Origin of the sequence: Janthinobacterium breve (assembly GCF_051380895.1) — a bacterium.
Lineage (GTDB): Bacteria > Pseudomonadota > Gammaproteobacteria > Burkholderiales > Burkholderiaceae_D > Janthinobacterium.
The window spans coordinates 262,276-281,519 of record NZ_JBNYXY010000002.1; the positions used below are offsets into that span (position 1 = coordinate 262,276).

The 19,244-nt window shown below is 63.2% G+C and carries 20 protein-coding genes; 13 read left to right on the forward strand and 7 right to left on the reverse strand.

What is annotated here, in order from left to right:
* The first annotated feature begins 12 nt into the window (after nucleotides 1-12).
* The 4 genes from ACQ4W0_RS04045 (at nucleotide 13) to ACQ4W0_RS04060 (ending at nucleotide 3,788) form a co-directional block, all read left to right on the forward strand.
* Nucleotides 13-1,284: an MFS transporter gene (locus tag ACQ4W0_RS04045; RefSeq protein ID WP_436575601.1), complete on the forward strand. Its 1,272-nt coding sequence runs from the start codon at nucleotides 13-15 to the stop codon at nucleotides 1,282-1,284.
* A gap of 38 nt (nucleotides 1,285-1,322) precedes the next feature.
* Nucleotides 1,323-1,988: a DUF1345 domain-containing protein gene (locus ACQ4W0_RS04050; RefSeq protein ID WP_436575602.1), complete on the forward strand. Its 666-nt coding sequence runs from the start codon at nucleotides 1,323-1,325 to the stop codon at nucleotides 1,986-1,988.
* 194 nt (nucleotides 1,989-2,182) lie between these two features.
* On the forward strand, nucleotides 2,183-2,560 hold the full coding sequence (locus ACQ4W0_RS04055; RefSeq protein ID WP_436575603.1) for an HPF/RaiA family ribosome-associated protein: 378 nt from the start codon (nucleotides 2,183-2,185) through the stop codon (nucleotides 2,558-2,560).
* A gap of 262 nt (nucleotides 2,561-2,822) precedes the next feature.
* On the forward strand, nucleotides 2,823-3,788 hold the full coding sequence (locus ACQ4W0_RS04060) for a GGDEF domain-containing protein (protein WP_436575832.1): 966 nt from the start codon (nucleotides 2,823-2,825) through the stop codon (nucleotides 3,786-3,788).
* 1 nt (nucleotide 3,789) lies between these two features.
* On the opposite strand, the gene ACQ4W0_RS04065 is transcribed toward ACQ4W0_RS04060, so the two are convergent.
* Nucleotides 3,790-4,404: a DUF5610 domain-containing protein gene (locus ACQ4W0_RS04065; RefSeq protein WP_436575604.1), complete on the reverse strand. Its 615-nt coding sequence runs from the start codon at nucleotides 4,402-4,404 to the stop codon at nucleotides 3,790-3,792.
* A gap of 146 nt (nucleotides 4,405-4,550) precedes the next feature.
* Between ACQ4W0_RS04065 and sbcB the strand changes: the two genes are divergently transcribed.
* Nucleotides 4,551-5,999, forward strand: coding sequence for an exodeoxyribonuclease I (gene sbcB / locus ACQ4W0_RS04070; RefSeq protein ID WP_436575605.1), 1,449 nt, complete (start codon nucleotides 4,551-4,553; stop codon nucleotides 5,997-5,999).
* A gap of 68 nt (nucleotides 6,000-6,067) precedes the next feature.
* On the opposite strand, the gene pyrF is transcribed toward sbcB, so the two are convergent.
* Entirely contained in the window at nucleotides 6,068-6,892 is an 825-nt protein-coding gene (pyrF, locus tag ACQ4W0_RS04075) for an orotidine-5'-phosphate decarboxylase (protein ID WP_436575606.1), read from the reverse strand.
* 167 nt (nucleotides 6,893-7,059) lie between these two features.
* Between pyrF and ACQ4W0_RS04080 the strand changes: the two genes are divergently transcribed.
* The 5 genes from ACQ4W0_RS04080 (at nucleotide 7,060) to ACQ4W0_RS04100 (ending at nucleotide 10,862) form a co-directional block, all read left to right on the forward strand.
* Entirely contained in the window at nucleotides 7,060-7,674 is a 615-nt protein-coding gene (locus ACQ4W0_RS04080; protein ID WP_152253691.1) for a LemA family protein, read from the forward strand.
* A 1-nt stretch (nucleotide 7,675) separates the two neighbouring features.
* Nucleotides 7,676-8,515, forward strand: coding sequence for a TPM domain-containing protein (locus ACQ4W0_RS04085; protein WP_436575607.1), 840 nt, complete (start codon nucleotides 7,676-7,678; stop codon nucleotides 8,513-8,515).
* Nucleotides 8,515-9,036 carry a TPM domain-containing protein gene (locus ACQ4W0_RS04090; protein ID WP_436575608.1) on the forward strand — a complete coding sequence of 174 codons (522 nt, stop codon included), beginning with the start codon at nucleotides 8,515-8,517 and terminating at the stop codon, nucleotides 9,034-9,036. The genes ACQ4W0_RS04085 and ACQ4W0_RS04090 overlap by 1 nt, the downstream gene beginning before the upstream one ends.
* 86 nt (nucleotides 9,037-9,122) lie before the next feature.
* The gene (locus tag ACQ4W0_RS04095) at nucleotides 9,123-9,887 is read left to right on the forward strand and encodes an SDR family NAD(P)-dependent oxidoreductase (RefSeq protein ID WP_436575609.1); all 765 of its coding nucleotides are present in this window, start codon (nucleotides 9,123-9,125) and stop codon (nucleotides 9,885-9,887) included.
* Between the two features lie 549 nt (nucleotides 9,888-10,436).
* On the forward strand, nucleotides 10,437-10,862 hold the full coding sequence (locus ACQ4W0_RS04100; protein ID WP_436575610.1) for a VanZ family protein: 426 nt from the start codon (nucleotides 10,437-10,439) through the stop codon (nucleotides 10,860-10,862).
* Between the two features lie 18 nt (nucleotides 10,863-10,880).
* Here the strand turns inward: ACQ4W0_RS04100 and ACQ4W0_RS04105 are convergent, their stop codons facing one another.
* Nucleotides 10,881-11,159: a hypothetical protein gene (locus tag ACQ4W0_RS04105; RefSeq protein ID WP_436575611.1), complete on the reverse strand. Its 279-nt coding sequence runs from the start codon at nucleotides 11,157-11,159 to the stop codon at nucleotides 10,881-10,883.
* A gap of 219 nt (nucleotides 11,160-11,378) precedes the next feature.
* Between ACQ4W0_RS04105 and ACQ4W0_RS04110 the strand changes: the two genes are divergently transcribed.
* The gene (locus ACQ4W0_RS04110; RefSeq protein WP_436575612.1) at nucleotides 11,379-11,843 is read left to right on the forward strand and encodes a hypothetical protein; all 465 of its coding nucleotides are present in this window, start codon (nucleotides 11,379-11,381) and stop codon (nucleotides 11,841-11,843) included.
* A gap of 51 nt (nucleotides 11,844-11,894) precedes the next feature.
* Here the strand turns inward: ACQ4W0_RS04110 and ACQ4W0_RS04115 are convergent, their stop codons facing one another.
* Together ACQ4W0_RS04115 and ACQ4W0_RS04120 are read right to left on the reverse strand one after the other, a co-directional pair.
* Nucleotides 11,895-13,022 (reverse strand): M24 family metallopeptidase, encoded by a 1,128-nt coding sequence (locus ACQ4W0_RS04115; RefSeq protein ID WP_436575613.1) that lies wholly within the window; start codon nucleotides 13,020-13,022, stop codon nucleotides 11,895-11,897.
* Nucleotides 13,023-13,216: 194 nt separating this feature from the next.
* Entirely contained in the window at nucleotides 13,217-14,722 is a 1,506-nt protein-coding gene (locus tag ACQ4W0_RS04120) for a dipeptidase (RefSeq protein ID WP_436575614.1), read from the reverse strand.
* Nucleotides 14,723-14,936: 214 nt separating this feature from the next.
* Here ACQ4W0_RS04120 and ACQ4W0_RS04125 point away from each other — a divergent pair, with 214 nt between their 5' ends.
* Entirely contained in the window at nucleotides 14,937-15,935 is a 999-nt protein-coding gene (locus ACQ4W0_RS04125; RefSeq protein ID WP_436575615.1) for an LLM class flavin-dependent oxidoreductase, read from the forward strand.
* Nucleotides 15,936-16,056: 121 nt separating this feature from the next.
* Here the strand turns inward: ACQ4W0_RS04125 and ACQ4W0_RS04130 are convergent, their stop codons facing one another.
* Nucleotides 16,057-16,254, reverse strand: a complete 198-nt coding sequence (locus ACQ4W0_RS04130; protein ID WP_436575616.1) for a hypothetical protein — start codon at nucleotides 16,252-16,254, stop codon at nucleotides 16,057-16,059.
* Between ACQ4W0_RS04130 and ACQ4W0_RS04135 the strand changes: the two genes are divergently transcribed.
* Nucleotides 16,253-17,476 (forward strand): MFS transporter, encoded by a 1,224-nt coding sequence (locus ACQ4W0_RS04135; protein ID WP_436575617.1) that lies wholly within the window; start codon nucleotides 16,253-16,255, stop codon nucleotides 17,474-17,476. The two genes, ACQ4W0_RS04130 and ACQ4W0_RS04135, sit on opposite strands and share 2 nt — an antisense overlap.
* Nucleotides 17,477-17,519: 43 nt before the next feature.
* Here ACQ4W0_RS04135 and ACQ4W0_RS04140 read toward each other — a convergent pair whose 3' ends face one another.
* The gene (locus ACQ4W0_RS04140) at nucleotides 17,520-19,172 is read right to left on the reverse strand and encodes a M28 family peptidase (RefSeq protein WP_436575618.1); all 1,653 of its coding nucleotides are present in this window, start codon (nucleotides 19,170-19,172) and stop codon (nucleotides 17,520-17,522) included.
* Nucleotides 19,173-19,244: the final 72 nt, after the last annotated feature.

Sequence of the window (19,244 nt, forward strand, 5' to 3'; positions counted from 1 at the left end):
CCTGGAAATCTCATGTCCCTCGCGTCCGCCGGCAACGGCTTCAGTATCCTGCGTCACCGCAATTTCGCTTTTTACCTGTCCGCCCGCGTGCTGGGCACGCTGGCCGTGCAAATGCAAAGCGTGGCCATCGGCTGGCAGGTGTACCAGATCACGGGCAGCCTGTTCGACCTGGGCTTGATCGGCCTGGCGCAGTTCGCGCCCTTCCTCGTGCTGATCTTGCCGGCCGGCCACGTCGCCGACCGCTACAACCGCCGCAACATCATCGCCTGGTGCCTGGCGGCGCAGCTGGCCTGCGCGCTGGCCCTGCTGGCGTTTACGTTAAGTAATATTTCCATCGTCTGGCCCGTGTTTGCCGTGCTGGTGCTGTTTGGCAGCGCGCGCGCCTTCATGATGCCGGCCACGCAAGCCGTGCTGGTCAACATGGTGCCCACGCAACACTTCAGCCGCGCCGTCGCGCTCAGCTCTTCGAGCTCGCATGTGGCCATCATCCTGGGGCCTACCCTGGGCGGCTTGCTGTATTACTTCGGCCCCAAGGTGGTGTATTTGATTTCGTCCGCGCTGCTGATCGTGTCCGTCTTGCTGATGCGCGCCACCACGCCCGCGCCGCAAGTGGTGAAACGCGAACCCGTCAGCTGGCACACCCTGCTCGAAGGCTTGCGCTTCGTCTGGTCGAAACCCATCGTGCTGGGCGCCATTTCGCTCGACCTGTTTGCCGTGCTGTTCGGCGGCGCGACGGCCCTGCTGCCGGCGCTCGCGCATGACGTGCTGCATATCGGCCCCAGCGGCCTGGGCCTGCTGCGCACGGCACCGGGCGCCGGCGCAGCCCTGTGCTCGATCGCGCTGGCCATCTTTCCCATCACGCGCCGCGTGGGCGCCTGGATGTTCGGCGGCGTCGCCGTCTTCGGCCTGGGCACCCTGGTGCTGGGCAGCACCAGCTATTTCCCGCTGGCCCTCGTGGCGCTGTTCCTGATGGGCGCCGGCGACATGGTCAGCGTCTACATCCGCCACCTGCTGGTGCAGTTCGAGACGCCTGACGAGATCCGCGGCCGGGTCAGCGCCGTGAACGCCGTCTTCATCGGCGCCTCGAACGAGCTGGGCGAATTTGAATCCGGCTTGACGGCCGGCTGGTTCGGCCTGGTGCGCGCCGTCCTCTTCGGCGGCGCCGCCACCCTGGCCGTGACGGGCATCTGGGCCGTGCTATTTCCCGTGCTGTCGCGCATGGACCGCTTCCCCCACCACGAGAAGGAAGCGGCCGCCAGAACGGCCACCGCGAGCGCGCACTAAGAGCTAAGATGCGCTATTGTCATTGACCACTCCGCACCATGAAAATCACGCTTCCCTTGCACAGCTTCATCCGCAGCCGCCCCCACCTGAGCATGGCCACGGCCATCGGCGTGGCGGCCGGCCTGCTGCTGCCCGCGTCCTGGCAACAGATGACGCGTTTGCTGACGGCGTGGAACGTCGCCGTCTGGTTCTACCTGGCGACGATGGCCTGGATGATGATGCGTGCCAACCATCACAAAGTGAAGGTGATGGCGGCGCGCCAGGATGAGCGCGCCGCCACGGTCCTGTCGGCCCTGTCCGTCGCATCCGTGATGAGCCTGGTGGCCATCGTCTCGCAGCTGTCCTCGATGAAAGACATGGCGCCGGACGAGCGCGCGCTGCATTACGGCTTGACGATCCTCACCCTGGTCGGCTCCTGGTTCCTCGTCGGCACCCTGTTCTGCTTCCATTATGCCCACCTGTATTACCAGGCCGACCCAGCACTACGCCCCCTGAAATTTCCCGACGACGAGCAAAACCCCGATTACTGGGATTTTTTGTATTTCGCCTTCACCATCGCCGTGGCCGTGCAAACGTCGGACGTTTGCGTACAGACGCGGCTGATGCGGCAGATCGTGCTGGGGCAATCCGTGCTGAGCTTTTTCTTCAACCTGGTCGTGCTGGGACTGTCGATCAATATCGCCGCCGGCCTGATCAATGGCTAAGCAGCGGGGCAAAAGAATTCCGCAGGGAAACTTGACCTGACTGAAGGGTTAAGCGCATCTTAATCGTGCAGCCCCCTTGAAATTGTGGAAACTGGAGTAAGATAAGTTCCATGCACGAGGTCATGTGCATGAGGCAGCAACCAGGCCGCAACACGCCTGAGATGGGTTTTTTTTGAATTGACAGGAGTAAGCATATGCAAATCAATATTCATACCGACAGCACCATCGCCAACACCGCTGGACTGAACGAACATGTGCAATCCGTACTTGAAAGCGCACTGAACCGCTTCCGCGACAACCTGACCCGCATCGAAGTCCACATCAGCGACACGAATGGCCCGAAAGGCGGCGCCGATGATATTCGCTGCGTCATGGAAGCACGCGTTGCTGGCTATCAGCCAATTGCCGTGACCGAACAGAACGCCACCGTGCATCAATCCGTTGCCGGCGCCACCGACAAACTGAAACGCGCCATCGATAGTGCCCTGGGCCGCCTGCAAGACAGCAAGCGCCACGCCAGCGGCAAGAATGCCGTGATCGATACGGCCGAAGCGGAAGAAACCGCCGAGTAATTCCCCCACTGCAACATTCGCCAGAGACCAAGGCAGCCGTTCAAGGCTGCCTTTGCACATGCGGCCCGCCTTTCGCGCGCGGCAACCACAACGCCAAAAGCATCAGCATTCCAGCGCATGTAGGCGAGAATGAAATAATTGTCGTATTTCCCACAGTAAGTGACATCAGGCAAGCTTTTGCCGTTACGGTCTAGGCCGCTTTACGCTATCATGAAGATACCGGCCCACTGCTCGCGCGCGCCGGCTTTTTGAAAGTATGATTGTGGAACAGATCGGCAACTTCGGTGCTTCAGGCTGCAACATCGGCGATTTACAGCTATTTAGCGATGCTGCGGACAGCCAGACGGCCGCCATGCTGGCGCCCTGCCCCGTCATGCGCCTGGAAGCGGGCGAAGCCATTGCCGACACCCAGGGCACCAGCCTGTACATCGTCCTGCGCGGCTCGCTGGCCGTGGCCGCCGACACCCACACGGGCATGGATGACGGCACCGTCAGCAAGGTCTTGCCCGGCGAAAGCGTGGGCGAACAATCGGTACTCGATGAAGCGAGCAACCTGGCCGCCATATCCGCCCTGGAAGAAACCGACTTGCTGGTAATCGATGCGGCCGTCGTCTGGGAATTGATCGAGCAATCGAACGGCCTGGCACGCAACCTGCTGCGACTGCTGTCCTTCCGCATCCGCGCCGCCAATGCCCTGCTGCGCCGGCGCCAGAAACTGGGCGAATTCTACCGCCAGCTATCGATGGTCGACAGCCTGACGGGCTTGTACAACCGCGCCTGGCTCACCGATTTACTGCCAAACATGATCATCACGGCCCACGCCAGCAGTTCGCCGCTGTCGCTGGTGATGATAGACCTCGACCATTTCAAGCGTTTCAACGACACCCACGGCCACCAGGCGGGCGACCAGGCACTGCGCATCGCCGCGCAAGTGCTGGGAGCAGCCCTGCGGCCCACGGATTTTGCCGTGCGCTATGGTGGCGAGGAAATGATGGTGATCTTGCCCGACACCAGCGAAAACGTGGCCCTGCGGGTCGCCGAGCGCTTGTGCGAGCGCATGCAGCAAGCCGTCATTTTCGCCGACATGCGCAGCGCGTTGCCGCACATCACGGGTTCCTTCGGCGTGGCCAGCCTGGCGGCCGAACAGGACGACGAAGCGCTGATCGCGGCGGCCGATGCGGCGCTGTACCGCGCCAAGGCCAGCGGCCGCAACAGGGTCATGCTGTAGCTCAGGCAGCCTTGCTGTCAGCCGGCTTGGCGGCATCGTCCTTCTTGCTGCTGTGCGCGGCGACGAAATCCGCATAGCCCTTCTGCACCAGTTCATACGTCTTGTCGATATTGCCGGCGATATCGCCATTCAGCACTTTCAAGCCGCCCAGGATGTCGCGCGCTTCCTTGAAGCCTTTTTCCATGCCGCCGCTGATGGTGTCCATGAACTTGGTCAGGGCCGTATCGTCGTCCATGCCGGGATTCTGTTTCTTGTAAGCGTCAAGAAAACCCGTCGACAGCGATACAATGCGGCTCGCCGTCGCTTCGGCGCTATTGTCCTGCGAGGCGGCGTTCTGGATCGCGTCCTCGCCGTACTGGCCCTTCAGCGCTTCATTGATATTCGTGATGGCCGTCTTGTACAGCAGCGCCAGCGGCTCGTTCTCGGAACCGATCGAGACGTTCAGCGAGGCCTGCATGATGGAAGCGTTCAATTGCAGCTTGCTGCGGTCATTCACGCTCATTTCAGTATTGACACCGTCCTTTTGCTGTACTTTATCGTCCTTGCCGGCAACGCCCGTACTGACGGAAGTCACGGAAGGGGTGGAATTGCCGCTTGCGGCGATGGGAATTGACACGATAGGCCTCCTTGAACGGGCAATATATGCCACCATGCGGGAAACGCAATGATGACCATCCTCTCGTGTAGTATCGGCAGGTTTTCAGAAAACTGTAGCAGTGGCGCTTTTACCGGCCCGGATAACCAATCAAGTAACGACCATCAATGACTAAGCAGACCTTTCTTTGGCACGACTACGAAACCTTTGGCGCCCAGCCGCGCCGCGACCGCCCGGCCCAGTTCGCCGCCATCCGCACGGATGCCGAACTCAAGGAGATCGGCGAGCCCATCATGCTGTATTGCCAGCCTGCCAATGATTTCCTGCCAGATCCGCAATCATGCCTGATCACGGGCATCACGCCGCAGCAGTGCTTGCAGCTGGGCGTGCCCGAACACCAGTTCGCCGCCACCATCGAAGCGGCCTTTTCGGAACCGGGCACCATCGGCGTGGGCTACAACACCATCCGTTTCGACGATGAAGTCACGCGTTTCCTGTTCTGGCGCAACCTGATCGACCCGTATGCGCGCGAATGGAAAAACCATTGCGGCCGCTGGGACATCCTCGACGTGGTGCGCATGACGCACGCGCTGCGCCCGGAAGGCATTCAATGGCCGAAGCGCGACGATGGCCAGACCAGTTTTAAACTGGAACACTTGAGCAAGGCCAATGGCCTGGTCCACGAAGCGGCGCACGATGCGCTGTCCGACGTGCGCGCCACCATCGCCCTGGCGCGCCTGATCCGCGAAAAACAGCCGAAACTGTTCGAATTCTGCCTGGCGCTGCACAAGAAGGACAGGGTCGCCAGCGAGATGGGCATGCACCTGGCGGCCAGCGAGCGCCTGCCTTTCCTGCACGTGTCCGGCATGTTCCCCGCCGAACGGGGCTGCCTGGGCGTCGTCTGGCCGCTGGCCACGCACCCGAGCAACAAGAATGAAATCCTCGTCTGGGATTGCGCCTACGATCCACGCGAACTGTTCAGCCTGGACGCGGACACCATCCGCACGCGTTTGTTCACGCGCAAGGAGGCCATGCCGGAAGGCATGACGCGCCTGCCCGTGAAAAGCGTGCACCTGAACAAGTCGCCCATGCTGGTCGGCAATCTGAAAACCCTGTCGCCCGCCATGGCCGCGCAGTGGGGCATCGACATGGACGCCGCGAAAGTCAACGCCCAGCTGGCCGCCACGGCGCCGAACATGGATGCCATCTGGGCCGAAGTGTTCCAGCGCCCGGGCGCGCATATCCCGCTGGATGTGGATGAAGATTTGTACAACGGCTTCGTCAGCAACGACGACCGCCGCCTGCTCGAATCGCTGCGCCGGGAAACGCCGGCCAAGCTGGCCACGGCCCGTCCCTCGTTTGCCGATGAGCGCTTGCAGGAATTGCTGTTCCGCTACCGCGCCCGCAATTTTCCGCAAACCCTGAGCGAAGCAGAAAACCTGCGCTGGGAACAGCACCGCGCCGCCCGCCTGTTCGACGGCGACGGCGGCGCCCGCACCATCGAGATGCTGTTTACAGAAATCGACGTGCTGTCGGAATCAGTGGATGAACGAGGGGAAGAGATATTGGGCGAGCTCTACGATTACGCGGAGATCGTCGCCCCGCAGCGCGACTAAAATCCGGGGTCAGACCCGACGGGACTCGGCGTCCCCGTCTGACCCCAGCATTTAAGGTGTTGGGTTTTTTATACAGAACGGTGCGCATTGATCGCATCGCGCGTTTCGATCGCCACGCGGCGCGCCGCATCGGCGAAATCTTCGCCCGCTTGCGGCGTGGCGTAAATGATGGCGCGCGAAGAGCTGATCATCATGCCCATGCCGTTGGCCGTCTGGCCCGCGCCGACGGTAGCGGCGATGTCACCGCCCTGGGCGCCGATGCCGGGCACCAGCAGCGGCATGTCGCCGACGATGGCGCGCACTTGCGCCAGCTCTTCAGGGAAGGTGGCGCCGACGACGAGCGCGCACTGGCCGTTCTTGTTCCATTTCTCGGCCACCAGGCGCGCCACGCGCTGGTACAGGGGCACGCCGTCCGTGTCGAGGAATTGCAGGTCGGAGCCACCCGGATTCGAGGTGCGGCACAGGATGATCACGCCGCGGTCTTGCCACGCCAGGTAGGGGTCGAGCGAATCCTCGCCCATATACGGATTCACGGTGACGGCGTCGGCGCCGTAGCGCTCGAACGCTTCGCGCGCGTATTGCGTGGCCGTGGCGCCGATATCGCCCCGTTTCGCGTCGAGAATCAGGGGGATGTGCGGATAATGTTCGCGCACGTAGCGGCAGATGTCTTCCAGCTGCTTTTCCGCGCCCAGCGCGCCGAAATAGGCGATCTGCGGCTTGAATGCGCAGGCCAGGTCGGCCGTGGCGTCGATGATGCGCGTGCAAAAGGTGGTGATTCCATCGGGCAAGTCGCGCAATTCGGCCGGCAGTTTCGCCAGGTCGGGGTCCAGTCCCACGCACAGCAGGGAATTATTGGCCGTCCACGCGGCGGATAATTTATTGATGAAATTCACGGCACACCTTCTCTATATTCAGTTGCAAACACCGTATTGTAACGCGGCGCAGGGTTGCCACGGCGCGCCAAGGCAGCCAGGGGCGGCGTCCAGCGCTTATTAAACCGACATCCCGGGCCGTTTCAGGTATATTTGCCTCACTTCCCCCATTACGCACGGAACCCATCATGCAAATCACCAATCAATTCACCAAATGGCTGCGCCTGGCGCTGAGCGTCACCGTCCTGGCCGGCATCCTGACCGGCTGCGGCTACAACGATTTCCAGACCAAGGACGAAGCCACCAAGGCCGCCTGGGGCGAAGTGGTCAACCAGTACCAGCGCCGCGCCGACCTGATCCCCAACCTGGTGAACACCGTCAAGGGCTATGCCACGCACGAGCGCGAAACGCTGGAAGCGGTGACCAAGGCGCGCGCCGCCGCCACCAGTTTCCAGATCACGCCCGAAGTGCTGAACGACCCGGCCGCCTTCGAGAAGTTCCAGCAAGTGCAGGGGCAGCTGTCGTCGGCCCTGTCGCGTTTGATGGTGGTGTCCGAGAAATACCCGGACCTGAAAGCCGACACCAGCTTCCGCGACTTGCAGTCGCAGCTGGAAGGCACGGAAAACCGCATCACCGTGGCGCGCCAGCGTTACATCGTCGCCGTGCAGGATTACAACGTGCATGCGCGCAGCTTCCCGAACAACCTGACGGCCATGGTCTTCGGCTACAAGGTCAAGCCGTCGTTCACGGTGGAAAATGAAAAAGCCATCTCGACCGCGCCAACCGTCAACTTCGGCAAATAAGATGAAAGCCTGGTCTTATCTGGCGGCGCTGGCGACGGCGCTGCTGCTGTGCACCAGCCTGCCTGCCAGCGCGCAGGGCTTGCAGCCCGTGCCGCCGCTGGCCGCGCGCGTGACGGACAACGCCGGCATGCTCGACGCCAAGCAGAAAGCGGCGCTGGAAGGCGTGCTGGCCGACTACGAAGCCAAGACGGGCAGCCAGATCGCCGTGCTGCTGGTCAAGAGCACGGAACCGGAAGCCATCGAGCAATACAGCATCCGCGTGACGGATGCCTGGAAGCTGGGCCGCAAGGGCGTCGATGACGGCGTGCTGCTGATGGTGGCGAAAGACAATCCATCATCGTTGCGCCGCCTGCGCATCGAAGCGGGCCGCGGCGTGCAGGGCGTGCTGACGGATGCGCAATCGAAACGCATCCTGCAAGACGTGATCGCCCCGCATTTCAAGCAAAATGACTATTACGGCGGTCTGGTCGCTGGCGTGGGCGCGATTGCCACCCTGCTGAACCAGGAGCAATTCCCCGCTCCCGCACAGCAGAAAGCGCCGGCCACCGTGGAAGCGGGCGGCCTGACCTTCTGGCTGCCGCTGCTGTTCTTCGGCTTCCTGATCGTGCTGACCGTGTTCCGCTCGCGCGGCGGGCCGACCCGGCTGCAACGCGGCAGCAACTGGTCCAGCGGCGCCACCGGCGTCGTGCTGGGCAGCATTTTGAGCCAGGCGCTGAACAACCGCGGCGGAGGCGGCTTCGGCGGAGGCGGTGGTTTTGGCGGTGGCGGTGGCGGCGGTGGTTTCGGTGGCGGCGGCGGCGGCGGCGGCTTTGACGGCGGCGGCGCCTCGGGAGATTGGTAATGACAAAACAACTATCATTTGGACAACGCTGCGGACGCGCCCTGAAGCATCTACGGGGCACGCCCGCGACGGCGCGCCAGGCCTTTCCCGAACGCACCCTGAAAGCCATCGAGACGGCCATTGCCGACGGTGAAGCGATGCACCAGGCGGAAGTGCGCCTGATCGTCGAGGCGGCCCTGACACCGGGCATGGCCTACCAGGGCGTGAGCAACCGCGAGCGGGCGCGCGAACTGTTCGCCCAGTATGGCGTGTGGGATACGGAAGATAACGTTGGCGTGCTGATTTATATCAACCTGGCAGAACACCAGGTCGATATCGTGGCCGACCGCCACGTGGGCCGGCGCGTCACGCCGGAACAGTGGCAAGCCGTGTGCCGCACCATGACGAAAGGCTTCAAGGATGGCAATTATCACGACAGCACGCTCGACGCCTTGCAGCAACTGAATACCTTGTTGCAAAGCCACTTCCCCGCCGACGGTACGCGCGGCAACCAGTTGCCGAACGAACCCATCCTCCTCTGATTCCTGCCCAGGGATTAAAATCTGCCCATTGCCGCGCAGGCTGGCAGGCTGGGCAGCGCGGCCCCTATTACCGCCGAGGAGCACATATGAAACTGATCAATCAAACCGCCATCGTCACGGGCGCCACGCAAGGCATCGGCCTGGCCTGCGCCACGCGCCTGATCGCCGAAGGGGCGCAAGTGATGCTGGTCGACATCAAGGAAGAAGGCGCGCAGGCGGCTGCCTCCCTCGGCCCGCAAGCGCGCTTCTTTTGCGCCGACGTCAGCCAGAAGGCGGACGTGGACGCCATGCTGAAGGAAACGCTGGCGCAGTTCGGCCACATCGATATCCTCGTCAACAATGCGGGCGTCACGCACGCGGCCGATTTCCTCGACGTCTGCGAAGATGATTTCGACCGCGTCATGCGCATCAACCTGAAATCGATGTTCCTGTGCGGCCAGGCCGTGGCGCGCGAGATGGTCAAGCGCAACAGCGGCTGCATCATCAATATGTCCAGCGTGAATGCGGAGCTGGCGATTCCGAACCAGGTGCCGTATGTGGTGTCGAAAGGCGCCATCAACCAACTGACCAAGGTCATGGCCTTGAATCTGGCCTCGCACGGTGTGCGCGTGAACGGCATCGGGCCGGGCACCATCCTGACGGAACTGGCCAAGCAGGCAGTATTGTCGAGCCCGCAGGCGCGCCACACGATCCTGTCGCGCACGCCTCTGGGCCGCTGCGGCGAACCGGAAGAAGTGGCCGGCATCGCCGCCTTCCTGGCCAGCGACGACGCCAGCTACATGACGGGCCAGACCATCTATGTCGATGGCGGACGCATGGCGCTCAACTACACGGTGGCCGTGAAGGAGTGAGAGTGAAACAGCAGAGTTATATCAAAAAAGAATAATGCATATCTAAAAAGATCATTAGACACATATCGTGCGACGCAGCATAATGCACCTGTCTCCACTATTCTCCTCCAAGAAAATAGTTTTAAGCCCGCTTTCACCAGCGGGCTTTTTTTTTGCCGTCACTCCTGAAACATGGCCATTCTTGCCATATCCCACAATTTTCCCGGTCATTCTGCCTGCTGCAAAAAAATGTTGCGGCGTGTCATCGGCCGGTCATGTTCGCCCCCTATACTTGCTTCATCTGCTGTACAGGCAACCGATATGCCTGACTACAGACAGGTGTGCTGCGATGGCACACCACTCCCCTTTCATGACTGTGGCGCGCGCCGGCAAGGCGGGCGACATGGCAAGTACCGAGCAACTCTCAACTCTTGACCCATTTCATTTGGGTTTTTGGCCCGCGTCCCTGCGGGCCTTTTTTTTGCCTGTACGGCAGGCTCTTGCGCAAAAACACGGCGGCCCGCCCTGCACATGATATTGTGACTGCCTTTCCATCTGTCCTGACGCATCATGCCTGCACCCTTGCTCGAACTCTGTTTTGCCGACCGCCACGAACGCCTGCGCTACCGTACGGCACTGCTGTTGTATGTCCTGGTGATCCTGGTCGGCGACATACCCGGCGTGCGCGCGGACGTGGGCCAATATGCCTCGGGCGGCGTGCTGCACTCCTTCGGCTATGGCGTACTGGCCCTGATCCTGTTCAGCGGCACGAGCGGCGGCATGGCGCGCCGGGCGCTGCTGTCGGTGCTGATGGTGGCGGCCATGGGCGCGCTGGACGAATTCATCCAGAGTTTCCTGCCTTACCGCCATGGTGCCGTCAGCGACTGGGTGGTCGATATCACGGCCGCAGCAGCGGTCTGCCTGCCGCTGTATTTCCTCTGGCCGAAAATGGTCTCCGCTGCCCTCGGCAAGGGTACGCCGCAGCCCAACGCCTGAACGGGGCATGACCGCCCGTCAGGCGCGGTCCGCTTCGCTATCCAGCAATGCCAGCTGCAACTGCCCCTGGCTGCGCGCGCCCAGGCGGCGCATCAGGGCGCGCGCCTCGCGCCGGCTGTCGGCGCCCAATGCGCGTGCCGCATCGCGCTGCATGTCCAGCAACTGTTCCGAGCGCGCCAGCCGGACCAGGCCATGCAAGGCCTGGCTCAGTACATGGCGCGCACGGGCATCGCGCGTAGTGCCGACGACGGCCAGCACCAACTCATCGATCAGTTTTGCGGTAGGACCAGATGACATTTTTTCTCCCTATTCAACAGTGAGGAAACGTGCGGATGCACAAATGGTGATTGCCAGCATCGTTTATACCAAGCACGGCAATGAGCCGCTTGATCTAGCGCAATCGGTAGTGACGGCTGCCGAACATCCGGGTGCCAGCGTGCTCTTACATGCAGCAATCGCTGCTATCCGCATCACCGCGGGTGCCGATCCTGAGTGTTCGACCATGAGGAGACCAAGATGAGATCGAAAAAAACCCTGCTGCTGGCCGGCTTGGCCTGTACCTTGCTGGTGGCCTGCCATTCCACGGACAATACCGACCTGGCGAGCAGCAATAGTGGCGAAAGCTATGCCGCGCCGGCCAGCAGCACGGCCAGCACCGCCACCGATACCGGCAGGGCCATGAGCAGCAACGTGAACAGTGACATGCGCAGTGACATGAGCCAGTCCAGCATGAACATCAGCTCAGCCACGGTGCAGTCGATAGTCACCGTGCCGCGCGGCATGGATCAAGGCAGTGCCGACACGCAGGCGGGCACATCAGGCACAAGCGGCAGCACCTCGGGGGCGGCGGGCAATATGCTGTACCGCGTCACCTTGCGCCTGGACGATGGCACGACGCGCACCCTCATGCAAAATACTCAGCCCGTCTTCCAGATCGGCGACCGGGTCAGCGTGCAAAAAGGCGTGATGCAGCGCTATTGATAGGTGCCAGGGCTTGCCGATGCTTGCCAATGTTTTTCGCACATGGCCGCATCAGGCCAAGGCCAGGGTCAACGGCCGGCTGCGCCCCTGCACCACGGCCGAGGGCCAGGCCGGGTCGTGCGTCAGGTTGTGCAATTGGCTGCCGTCGAGCAAAAACGTATCTTCCACCGTGCTGCCGGGCAAGCAGGGGTGGAAGGCCAGCGCCATGCCACGCTTGAGGATGATTTCCGTGTGTGCGCCGGCGGCCACTTCGGGCGCAAGGTAGCCATGGATGCCACCCTGCCGGCTGGTGCGTACCGTGTCGGGCTGGCCGGCATACGCGTAGGCGCTGTCGAGCGCGTGATACACCATGCTCAGCGCATGGCCCGTTTCGCAAGCGTCGAGCGCCACCGCTTCCAGCGCCAGCATGGCGGCATCGGCATCGTCCATGGCCACCGCCGTGCCATCGGCGCGACGCTGCGCCGGGCCGAAGCGCCGTTGACGACTGAGGCTGGCGCACAGGCCGAAACGCCGCGCGCACAAGGCCAGCACGGCTTGCGTGCCCAGCTCCGTCTGGGCCGGCGGCGCGCGCCGATACCGCTGTTGGCGCTCCTCGCCGCTGACCAGCACATGCACGGCCTGCAAGCCCCGCAGCCACAGCGCGCGCACGCACGCGGCAGCCAGTTCCTGCTCGCTCCAGCCGGGGCGGGCCTGGCGCAGCGCATCCGCGGCCGCGCCGGCAGCCAGCTGCCCTACCTGGCGATAGCGCTGCTGCTCCGATTCCAGCAGCACCAGCCGCTCTTCGCGCAGGGCCACGGGCAAGCTGCGTTCGTGCAAGCCTGGCCGGTCGGACAAGACCGGCGCACCACCGGCCGCATGCTGCACGAAATGCTCGCGCAACTCATACAGCTGCGGCTGCATCCAGGGCGACACTTGCCACGTCCATGGCCCGCGCACTTCTTCCTCGCGCATGCGCATGGCTTCGGCTTCGTCCGTCAGGATGTAGGCGGCATCGCGCGTCACCAGCACTTCCGCGCAGCCGCACTCGGCCGTATGGCTATGGCTGTTCGACGCGCCCGCCGTGGCCCACGCAAACCAGTCCACGCCACGCAAGCGCACGGCACCGGCACGTTCCTGCTCCAGCCAGCCCCGCATCTGCGCCAGCTTGTGCGCCACTTCCAGTTCCAGCGGCCAGTTCATGACCGCCCCTCGTCCGGGTTCAGGCGCGGTACCACCCCGCCTGCACTGCCTGGCGCCAGCCGGGCCTCCTGTTGCTCATGCATAGCTGCTCCCTTCCTACATGGAAACGTCAGACCCGCATGCGCATAAAAAGTTCGGCGCCCGGATTCGTCTCAGGCTTGCAGTCTATGACTTCCCTCTATTTTTGCAAGCGGCTATTTCGCCAGCTCGATCAGCACGGCCGTGTACATCTGCAAGTTCAGCAGCAGCTGTTTTTCCGTGATGAACTCGTGTTCGGAATGCCCCGTGTACACCGTGTGCGGCATGGCCGGGCCAAAGCTGACGGCATTCGGGAACAGGCGCGAATTGGTACCGCCGCCGATGGCGACCGGTTGCGGATTTACCATGCCCGTGTAGTGCTCGAAGACGGACAGCAAGGTGGGAATCTGCGGCGCGTCCGTCTGCAGCCACGGCTCGCCGATCTGCACTTGCAGCGCTGCCGGTACCTGGCGCCGCGCCTTCCAGCCATAGAAGGCGGCCGTCACCTGCTGCTGCAACACGGCCGCCGTCTTGCCTTGCGGACGGCGCACATTGATGTTCAGCTCCAACGCGCCGCCTTGTTGCTTGAGCACGGTAGGCGCCACCGTCATCGGTCCCATGAAACCGTCGCGGTAGGCGATCTGGCCGAAGCGTTCGCCGTAGATGCCCGTGCCCACCAGTTCATTCAGGAACGACAGCATGTCGGCCGCCTGCGTGCCCTGCCACCGCTGTACGGCCAGGGCGTCGGCCAGCATGCTGATGGCGTTGACGCCGTCTTCCGGCTTCGACGAGTGGGCCGACACGCCCAGCGCCGTCACCGTCAAGGTGTCGCCATCGCGCGCATAGCTGTAGCGCATGCCCTGCTGGCCCTGCGCGCGGGCGCGGATGGCCGCTTCCAGCGCCGCCGGTGCGTGCTCGATGACGGCACTGGCGTCTTCCGGAATCTGGCTGCCGAAAAAGCCGCCCGTCAGCTGCGTCAGTACGGGGCCGCCCGCAACCGGCAAAGCCATGCGTGGCGGTAAGGTCAGCTTGATGGAGCCATAGCCTTTCTCGGCCGTCACCACCGGGTATTCCGCATCGATGGTGATGTTGACCTGGGGCGGCGTATGGGTCTTGAGGAACTGTTTCAACGGTTCCCAGTCGGACTCCTCGGCCATGTAGACGTACAGTTCGATGCGCTTGCTTAGCGGCACCTGTTTATCCTGGATGGCTTTCATCGCATACAGGGCCGTGGCGATAGGCCCCTTGTCGTCTTCCGTGCCCCGTCCCAGCAGTTTTCCAGGCTCGCTGCTGCGGTCCAGCTCGAACGGCGAACGGGCCCATTTGGCAGGGTTCACGGGCTGCACGTCGCCATGCGTGATCACGCCCACCCTTTCGCTGCCGCTGCCCATACCGATGATCAGCACGTGGCCATGATCGTGGAAATCGAAACCCAGGCGCTGCGCCTCTTGCGCCAGGTAGCGCTTGAAACCCATGTGCTGGGGATTGTCGGCAAACGGCACGGACGGGTCGGCCACCGTGTTGAAACTGACCATCGTTGCCAGGCTGGCGATCAGCGCTTCGGGATAGGTGGCCAGCGCGTAGCGGGCCGTGTCCTGCGCCTGCAGGCTGACGGGCGCGGCGTGAACGGAGGGCTGCAGCAGCAGGCCAAGCAGGGTCAGCAGGAGGGGTGTCTTGAACATGGCGGGATGCATAAAGTGAGGAGGCTCACTCTAGCATTGCCAGGGACGATTTCCAATCGATACGAGTTTTTTACCGATCAGTACGCAAATTCCCGATTCGCATTATCATGTGCACAGCCTGTCATCCCTGCCGCTTCCAAGGCCGACCCTATTGTCGTCAGGGGATAGACAAATCGTCCATTGTGATTTTCCACCACGTCCCGATATCGCTACCATGATTCCATTTTCCATACTCGACCTCGCGCCCATCGCCGAAGGCAGCAACGCCAGCCAGTCGTTCAAAAATACGCTGGACCTGGCGCAGCACGGCGAACGCTGGGGCTACAACCGCTACTGGCTGGCCGAACACCACGGCATGCCCGGCATCGCCAGCGCCGCCACGGCCGTCGTCATCGCCCATGTGGCGGCCGGCACGACAACCATCCGCGTGGGTGCGGGCGGCGTCATGCTGCCGAACCACTCGCCGCTGGTCATCGCGGAACAGTTCGGCACGCTGGAAGCGCTGCACCCGGGCCGCATCGACCTGGGCCTGGGCCGCGCGCCCGGCTCCGACCAGACGACGGCGCGCGCCCTGCGCCGCGACTTGCAGTCCGACGCCGAGCAGTTTCCGCAAGACGTGCTGGAATTGATCGACTATATGTCCGACGAGCCGCGCCAGCGCGTGCTGGCCGTGCCCGGCAAGGGCGCGAAAGTGCCCGTGTGGATACTCGGTTCGAGCCTGTTCGGCGCCCAGCTGGCCGCCCACCTGGGCTTGCCATATGCGTTCGCTTCGCACTTTGCGCCGCAAATGATGATGCAAGCCGTGGCCTACTACCGCGAACATTTCAAGCCATCGAAGCAGTTGGCCAAGCCTTACGTAATGCTGGGCTTTAACGTGTTCGCCGCCGACACGGATGCGGAGGCGCACCTGCGCGCCACCTCGATGCAGCAAGCCTTCGTCAACCTGCGCACGGGCCGCCCGTCGCGCTTGCAGCCGCCCGTGCCCGGCTATCTGGAACAGCTGGGCCGGCAGGAACGCGCCATGCTCGATTCCGTCCTGTCCTGCACGGCCATCGGCGCGCCGGACACGGTGAAGGCGAAGATGGCCGCCTTTATTGCCGAAACAGGTGCCGACGAGCTGATGATTACCTCGCAGATCTTCGACCACCAGCACCGGCTGCGCTCGTATGAAATCACGGCGCAGGTGCATGCGGAGCTGGCGCAGCATTCATAAAAACGCTTTCTAAACTGTCACGAGCGGAAGTGAGTTGTGGACGAGGCGCGGAACTGTGCGGATGCACGGGGCCGCCGAGGCAGTGAGCATCGCAGGCCGCGACTAACGACGCGCAGTAAGTTTAGAACACGTTTTGTTTTCCTCCCTCGGTATATCCCCCTATACCCTTTTCCCGGCCGTCGGCACCGATCACCGGGATTTTTTTGCCTGGCTTTTTTACCTGCCACCCAACCGCAAAATCGGCCGCGCCCGGCAAGAAATGCGCAGCCCCGCTATCATGCTGATCCAAAAGCGTCATTCCAAGAAAGTTGTATCGCATGAAATCTGCACCATCTTCCGTCGATGCCAGCGCCCTGCTGAGCTCCACCCGCATCCTGCTATTTGCCCTGTCCGCCGGCGTGCTCGTCGCCAGCCTGTACTACGTGCAGCCGCTCACTTCCATGCTGGCCGCCTCGTTTGGCGTGAGCGTGCCGCAAGCGGGCTACCTGGTCACGGCCACGCAGATCGGCTATGTGCTGGGCATCGTGTTTCTGGTTCCCCTCAGCGACGTGCTGAACCGCCGCCAGTTGCTGACGTGGATGCTGATCGCCAAGATAGGCGCCCTGCTGCTGGCCGCCACCAGCCAGAATATTATCGTCTTCGCCATCGCCAGCGTCTTGATGGGGATCACGGCCAGCGCATTGATGGTGGTCACGGCCATGGTGGCTTCGTATGCACCGGATCACAGCCGGGGCCGCATGGTGGGCACCGTCATGACGGGCTTGTTGTTGGGCATTCTGCTGGCGCGTACCGTGTCCGGCACGGTGTCGCAGATCAGCGGCGGCTGGCGCACCGTCTACGTGCTGGCGGCCATCGTCGTGGCCGCCCTGCTCGTCATGCTGCGCCGCATCCTGCCGAACGAAGCGCCGCGTGGCCAACTACAGTACGGCAAGCTGATGGCGTCGCTGGCCGACATCATCCGCCAGGAACCCTTGCTGCGCCAGCGCGCCCTGTTCTCGGGCCTGGGCCTGGGCACCTTCAGCGTGTTCTGGACGGGCCTGACCTTCTTGCTCAGCGGCGCACCCTACCACTACTCGGAAATGCAGATCGGCCTGTTCGGCCTGGCCGGTGCCACCGGCGCCTTTGCCGCCAACACGGCGGGCCGCATGGCCGACCGCGGCTATGCGCGCCAGGCCACCTGGCTGCTGGCCGTCGCCTCGATCGCGGGCTGGGCATTGATCGGCTTTGGCGCCCACTCGCTGGTGCTGTTATTGATCGGTATCGTCCTGCTGGACATGGGCGTGATGGGCTTGCAAGTGACGCACCAGTCCATCATCTACAAGCTGGCGCCGCATGCGCGGGCGCGCGTGACCACCGTGTTCATCGCGGGCGGCTTCATCGGCGCCTCGGCAGGCTCGGCGCTGGCCAGCGCCAGCTTTGCCGCCGGCGGCTGGCCGGCCCTGTGCGCCGTGGGTGGCGCCATGCCGTTGCTGCTGCTGCTGGTGTGGAGCAAGTACCGATTCGAGCAGCGAAAGCTGGGGTCAGCCCCCCGGGCGAGTTAACGCTAATCTTGATGTTGGCGGTGTTGAGGGTCTGACCCCGGGTTTACTTCGCCTGCTCGCGCGCCTTGCCAAACGCATCGCCCGCCTTCCAGGCCGGCATCCTGGCTGCATTCGCCACGGCTTGCCCCAGGTTCAGGGTGAATTGCGCCTGCTGCGTCATGCCGGACAAATCCCAGCTGGCGTCGTACTCATCGGTCACCTGATGATAGCGGGGACCGTAGGCGGCCGCCTTGGCTTTCGACGCTGCCACGTCCTTGATGTACTCGCGTCCGCCATTGACGGAAAACGCGGGCACGCCCGCCTTGGCAAAGCTGAAATGGTCGCTGCGGAAATAACCGCCGGCCAAGTCGGGACGCGCTTGCGCAATGTGCATGCCCATGGATTTCGCCACCGTGGCGGCCATGGCCCCCAGTTCCGTGCGCTCGCTGCCTTGCGCGCCGATGTCGTGCGTGGCGCCCACGAAATTCAGGCTGTCCAGGTTCAGCGCGGCCGCCGTCTTGTCCAGGGGCCACAGCGGGTCGGCCGCGTAGGCGGCGCTGCCCAGCAAGCCCTGTTCCTCGGCCGCTACCCACAGGAAAATCTGCGTGCGCCTGGCCGGTTTCTTGACGGCTTCCTGCGCCATGGCCAGCAAGCCGGCCGTGCCCGAAGCGTTGTCGACCGCGCCGTTGTAGATCGTATCTCCCGCTTTTTCGTCCCCCTCGCCTTGCTTGCCCAGGTGGTCCCAGTGGCCGCTGTAGATGACGGCTTCATCCTTCAATGCCAGATCGGTACCGGGCACCATGCCGGCGATATTGAACTGCTCCACCTTGCGCACGGCGGACTTCATTTCACCGCTCAGCCTGGCGTCCAGCGCGACGGCCTTGAAGTCTTTGCTTTCCGCTTGCGCGCGCAAGGCGTCCAGGTCCTGCCCGCTTGCCGCAAACAGACGGCGCGCCGCGTCTTCCGCGATCCAGCCCTGCAGCGGCGTGCCGGCAGTGCGGTCTACCAGTTGGAAGCGTTCGCTGCCGCTCCAGCTGTTCTGCACCACGCTCCAGTCATACGATGCCGACGGCTTCGTGTGGATCAGCAATACGCCAGCGGCGCCCTGGCGCTTGGCTTCCTCGAATTTATACGTCCAGCGGCCGTAATACGTCAGCGCCTTGCCAGCGAAGCGGTTCGGCTCGGCACTAGTGGGTTGCGGGTCGTTGACCATCATGACGACGATCTTGTCTTTGACATCGGCGCCCTTGAAATCGTTCCAGCCCTCTTCCGGCGCCGTGATGCCGTAGCCTACAAATACCAGCGGCGCATCAAAGGTATGGGCGGCAACGGAATCGCCCGTGGCCCAAACCCAGTCCGGGCCGAACGCCAGCGGCACGGCCTTGCCGCCCACCACGGCCTGCAGGCTGCTGTCTTGTGGCAAGGACTTCACGCCGGCGATATGCACGCTCTGGCGGTAACTGTTTCCCCGCACGGGGCGCAAGCCGGCCATCTGCGCCTGGGTTTCCAGGTAAGCCACCGTCAGGTCGGCGCCGCGCTGGCCCGTGCCCCGGCCTTCCAGTAAATCGATCGACAAGAAGGCCAGATGGGCGCGCAACGGCGCTTCCTGCACGATGGGCAAGCCGTGCGCTGCAGGCGCGGCGGCGTGCGCGGAAAACGCCAGCGCCAGGCTGGAAGCGAGCGCCGTGACGGCCAGGGAAGAAAACAGCTTCTGCATAAAATCCTTTGGGTAAGAGGAGGAAAGCGGTCCGGCGGATAGCCGGGCCGGCGATTGTATGCCATGGGGCAA

Bases quoted from the DNA above. Each gene is read 5' to 3' on its own strand.
- ACQ4W0_RS04045 (WP_436575601.1), top strand. From the start codon at position 13: ATGTCCCTCGCGTCCGCCGGCAACGGCTTCAGTATCCTGCGTCACCGC.
- ACQ4W0_RS04050 (WP_436575602.1), top strand. From the start codon at position 1,323: ATGAAAATCACGCTTCCCTTGCACAGCTTCATCCGCAGCCGCCCCCAC.
- ACQ4W0_RS04055 (WP_436575603.1), top strand. From the start codon at position 2,183: ATGCAAATCAATATTCATACCGACAGCACCATCGCCAACACCGCTGGA.
- sbcB (WP_436575605.1), top strand. From the start codon at position 4,551: ATGACTAAGCAGACCTTTCTTTGGCACGACTACGAAACCTTTGGCGCC.
- ACQ4W0_RS04080 (WP_152253691.1), top strand. From the start codon at position 7,060: ATGCAAATCACCAATCAATTCACCAAATGGCTGCGCCTGGCGCTGAGC.
- ACQ4W0_RS04085 (WP_436575607.1), top strand. From the start codon at position 7,676: ATGAAAGCCTGGTCTTATCTGGCGGCGCTGGCGACGGCGCTGCTGCTG.
- ACQ4W0_RS04090 (WP_436575608.1), top strand. From the start codon at position 8,515: ATGACAAAACAACTATCATTTGGACAACGCTGCGGACGCGCCCTGAAG.
- ACQ4W0_RS04095 (WP_436575609.1), top strand. From the start codon at position 9,123: ATGAAACTGATCAATCAAACCGCCATCGTCACGGGCGCCACGCAAGGC.
- ACQ4W0_RS04100 (WP_436575610.1), top strand. From the start codon at position 10,437: ATGCCTGCACCCTTGCTCGAACTCTGTTTTGCCGACCGCCACGAACGC.
- ACQ4W0_RS04105 (WP_436575611.1), bottom strand. From the start codon at position 11,159: ATGTCATCTGGTCCTACCGCAAAACTGATCGATGAGTTGGTGCTGGCC.
- ACQ4W0_RS04110 (WP_436575612.1), top strand. From the start codon at position 11,379: ATGAGATCGAAAAAAACCCTGCTGCTGGCCGGCTTGGCCTGTACCTTG.
- ACQ4W0_RS04115 (WP_436575613.1), bottom strand. From the start codon at position 13,022: ATGAACTGGCCGCTGGAACTGGAAGTGGCGCACAAGCTGGCGCAGATG.
- ACQ4W0_RS04120 (WP_436575614.1), bottom strand. From the start codon at position 14,722: ATGTTCAAGACACCCCTCCTGCTGACCCTGCTTGGCCTGCTGCTGCAG.
- ACQ4W0_RS04125 (WP_436575615.1), top strand. From the start codon at position 14,937: ATGATTCCATTTTCCATACTCGACCTCGCGCCCATCGCCGAAGGCAGC.
- ACQ4W0_RS04135 (WP_436575617.1), top strand. From the start codon at position 16,253: ATGAAATCTGCACCATCTTCCGTCGATGCCAGCGCCCTGCTGAGCTCC.
- ACQ4W0_RS04130 (WP_436575616.1), bottom strand. From the start codon at position 16,254: ATGCGATACAACTTTCTTGGAATGACGCTTTTGGATCAGCATGATAGC.
- ACQ4W0_RS04140 (WP_436575618.1), bottom strand. From the start codon at position 19,172: ATGCAGAAGCTGTTTTCTTCCCTGGCCGTCACGGCGCTCGCTTCCAGC.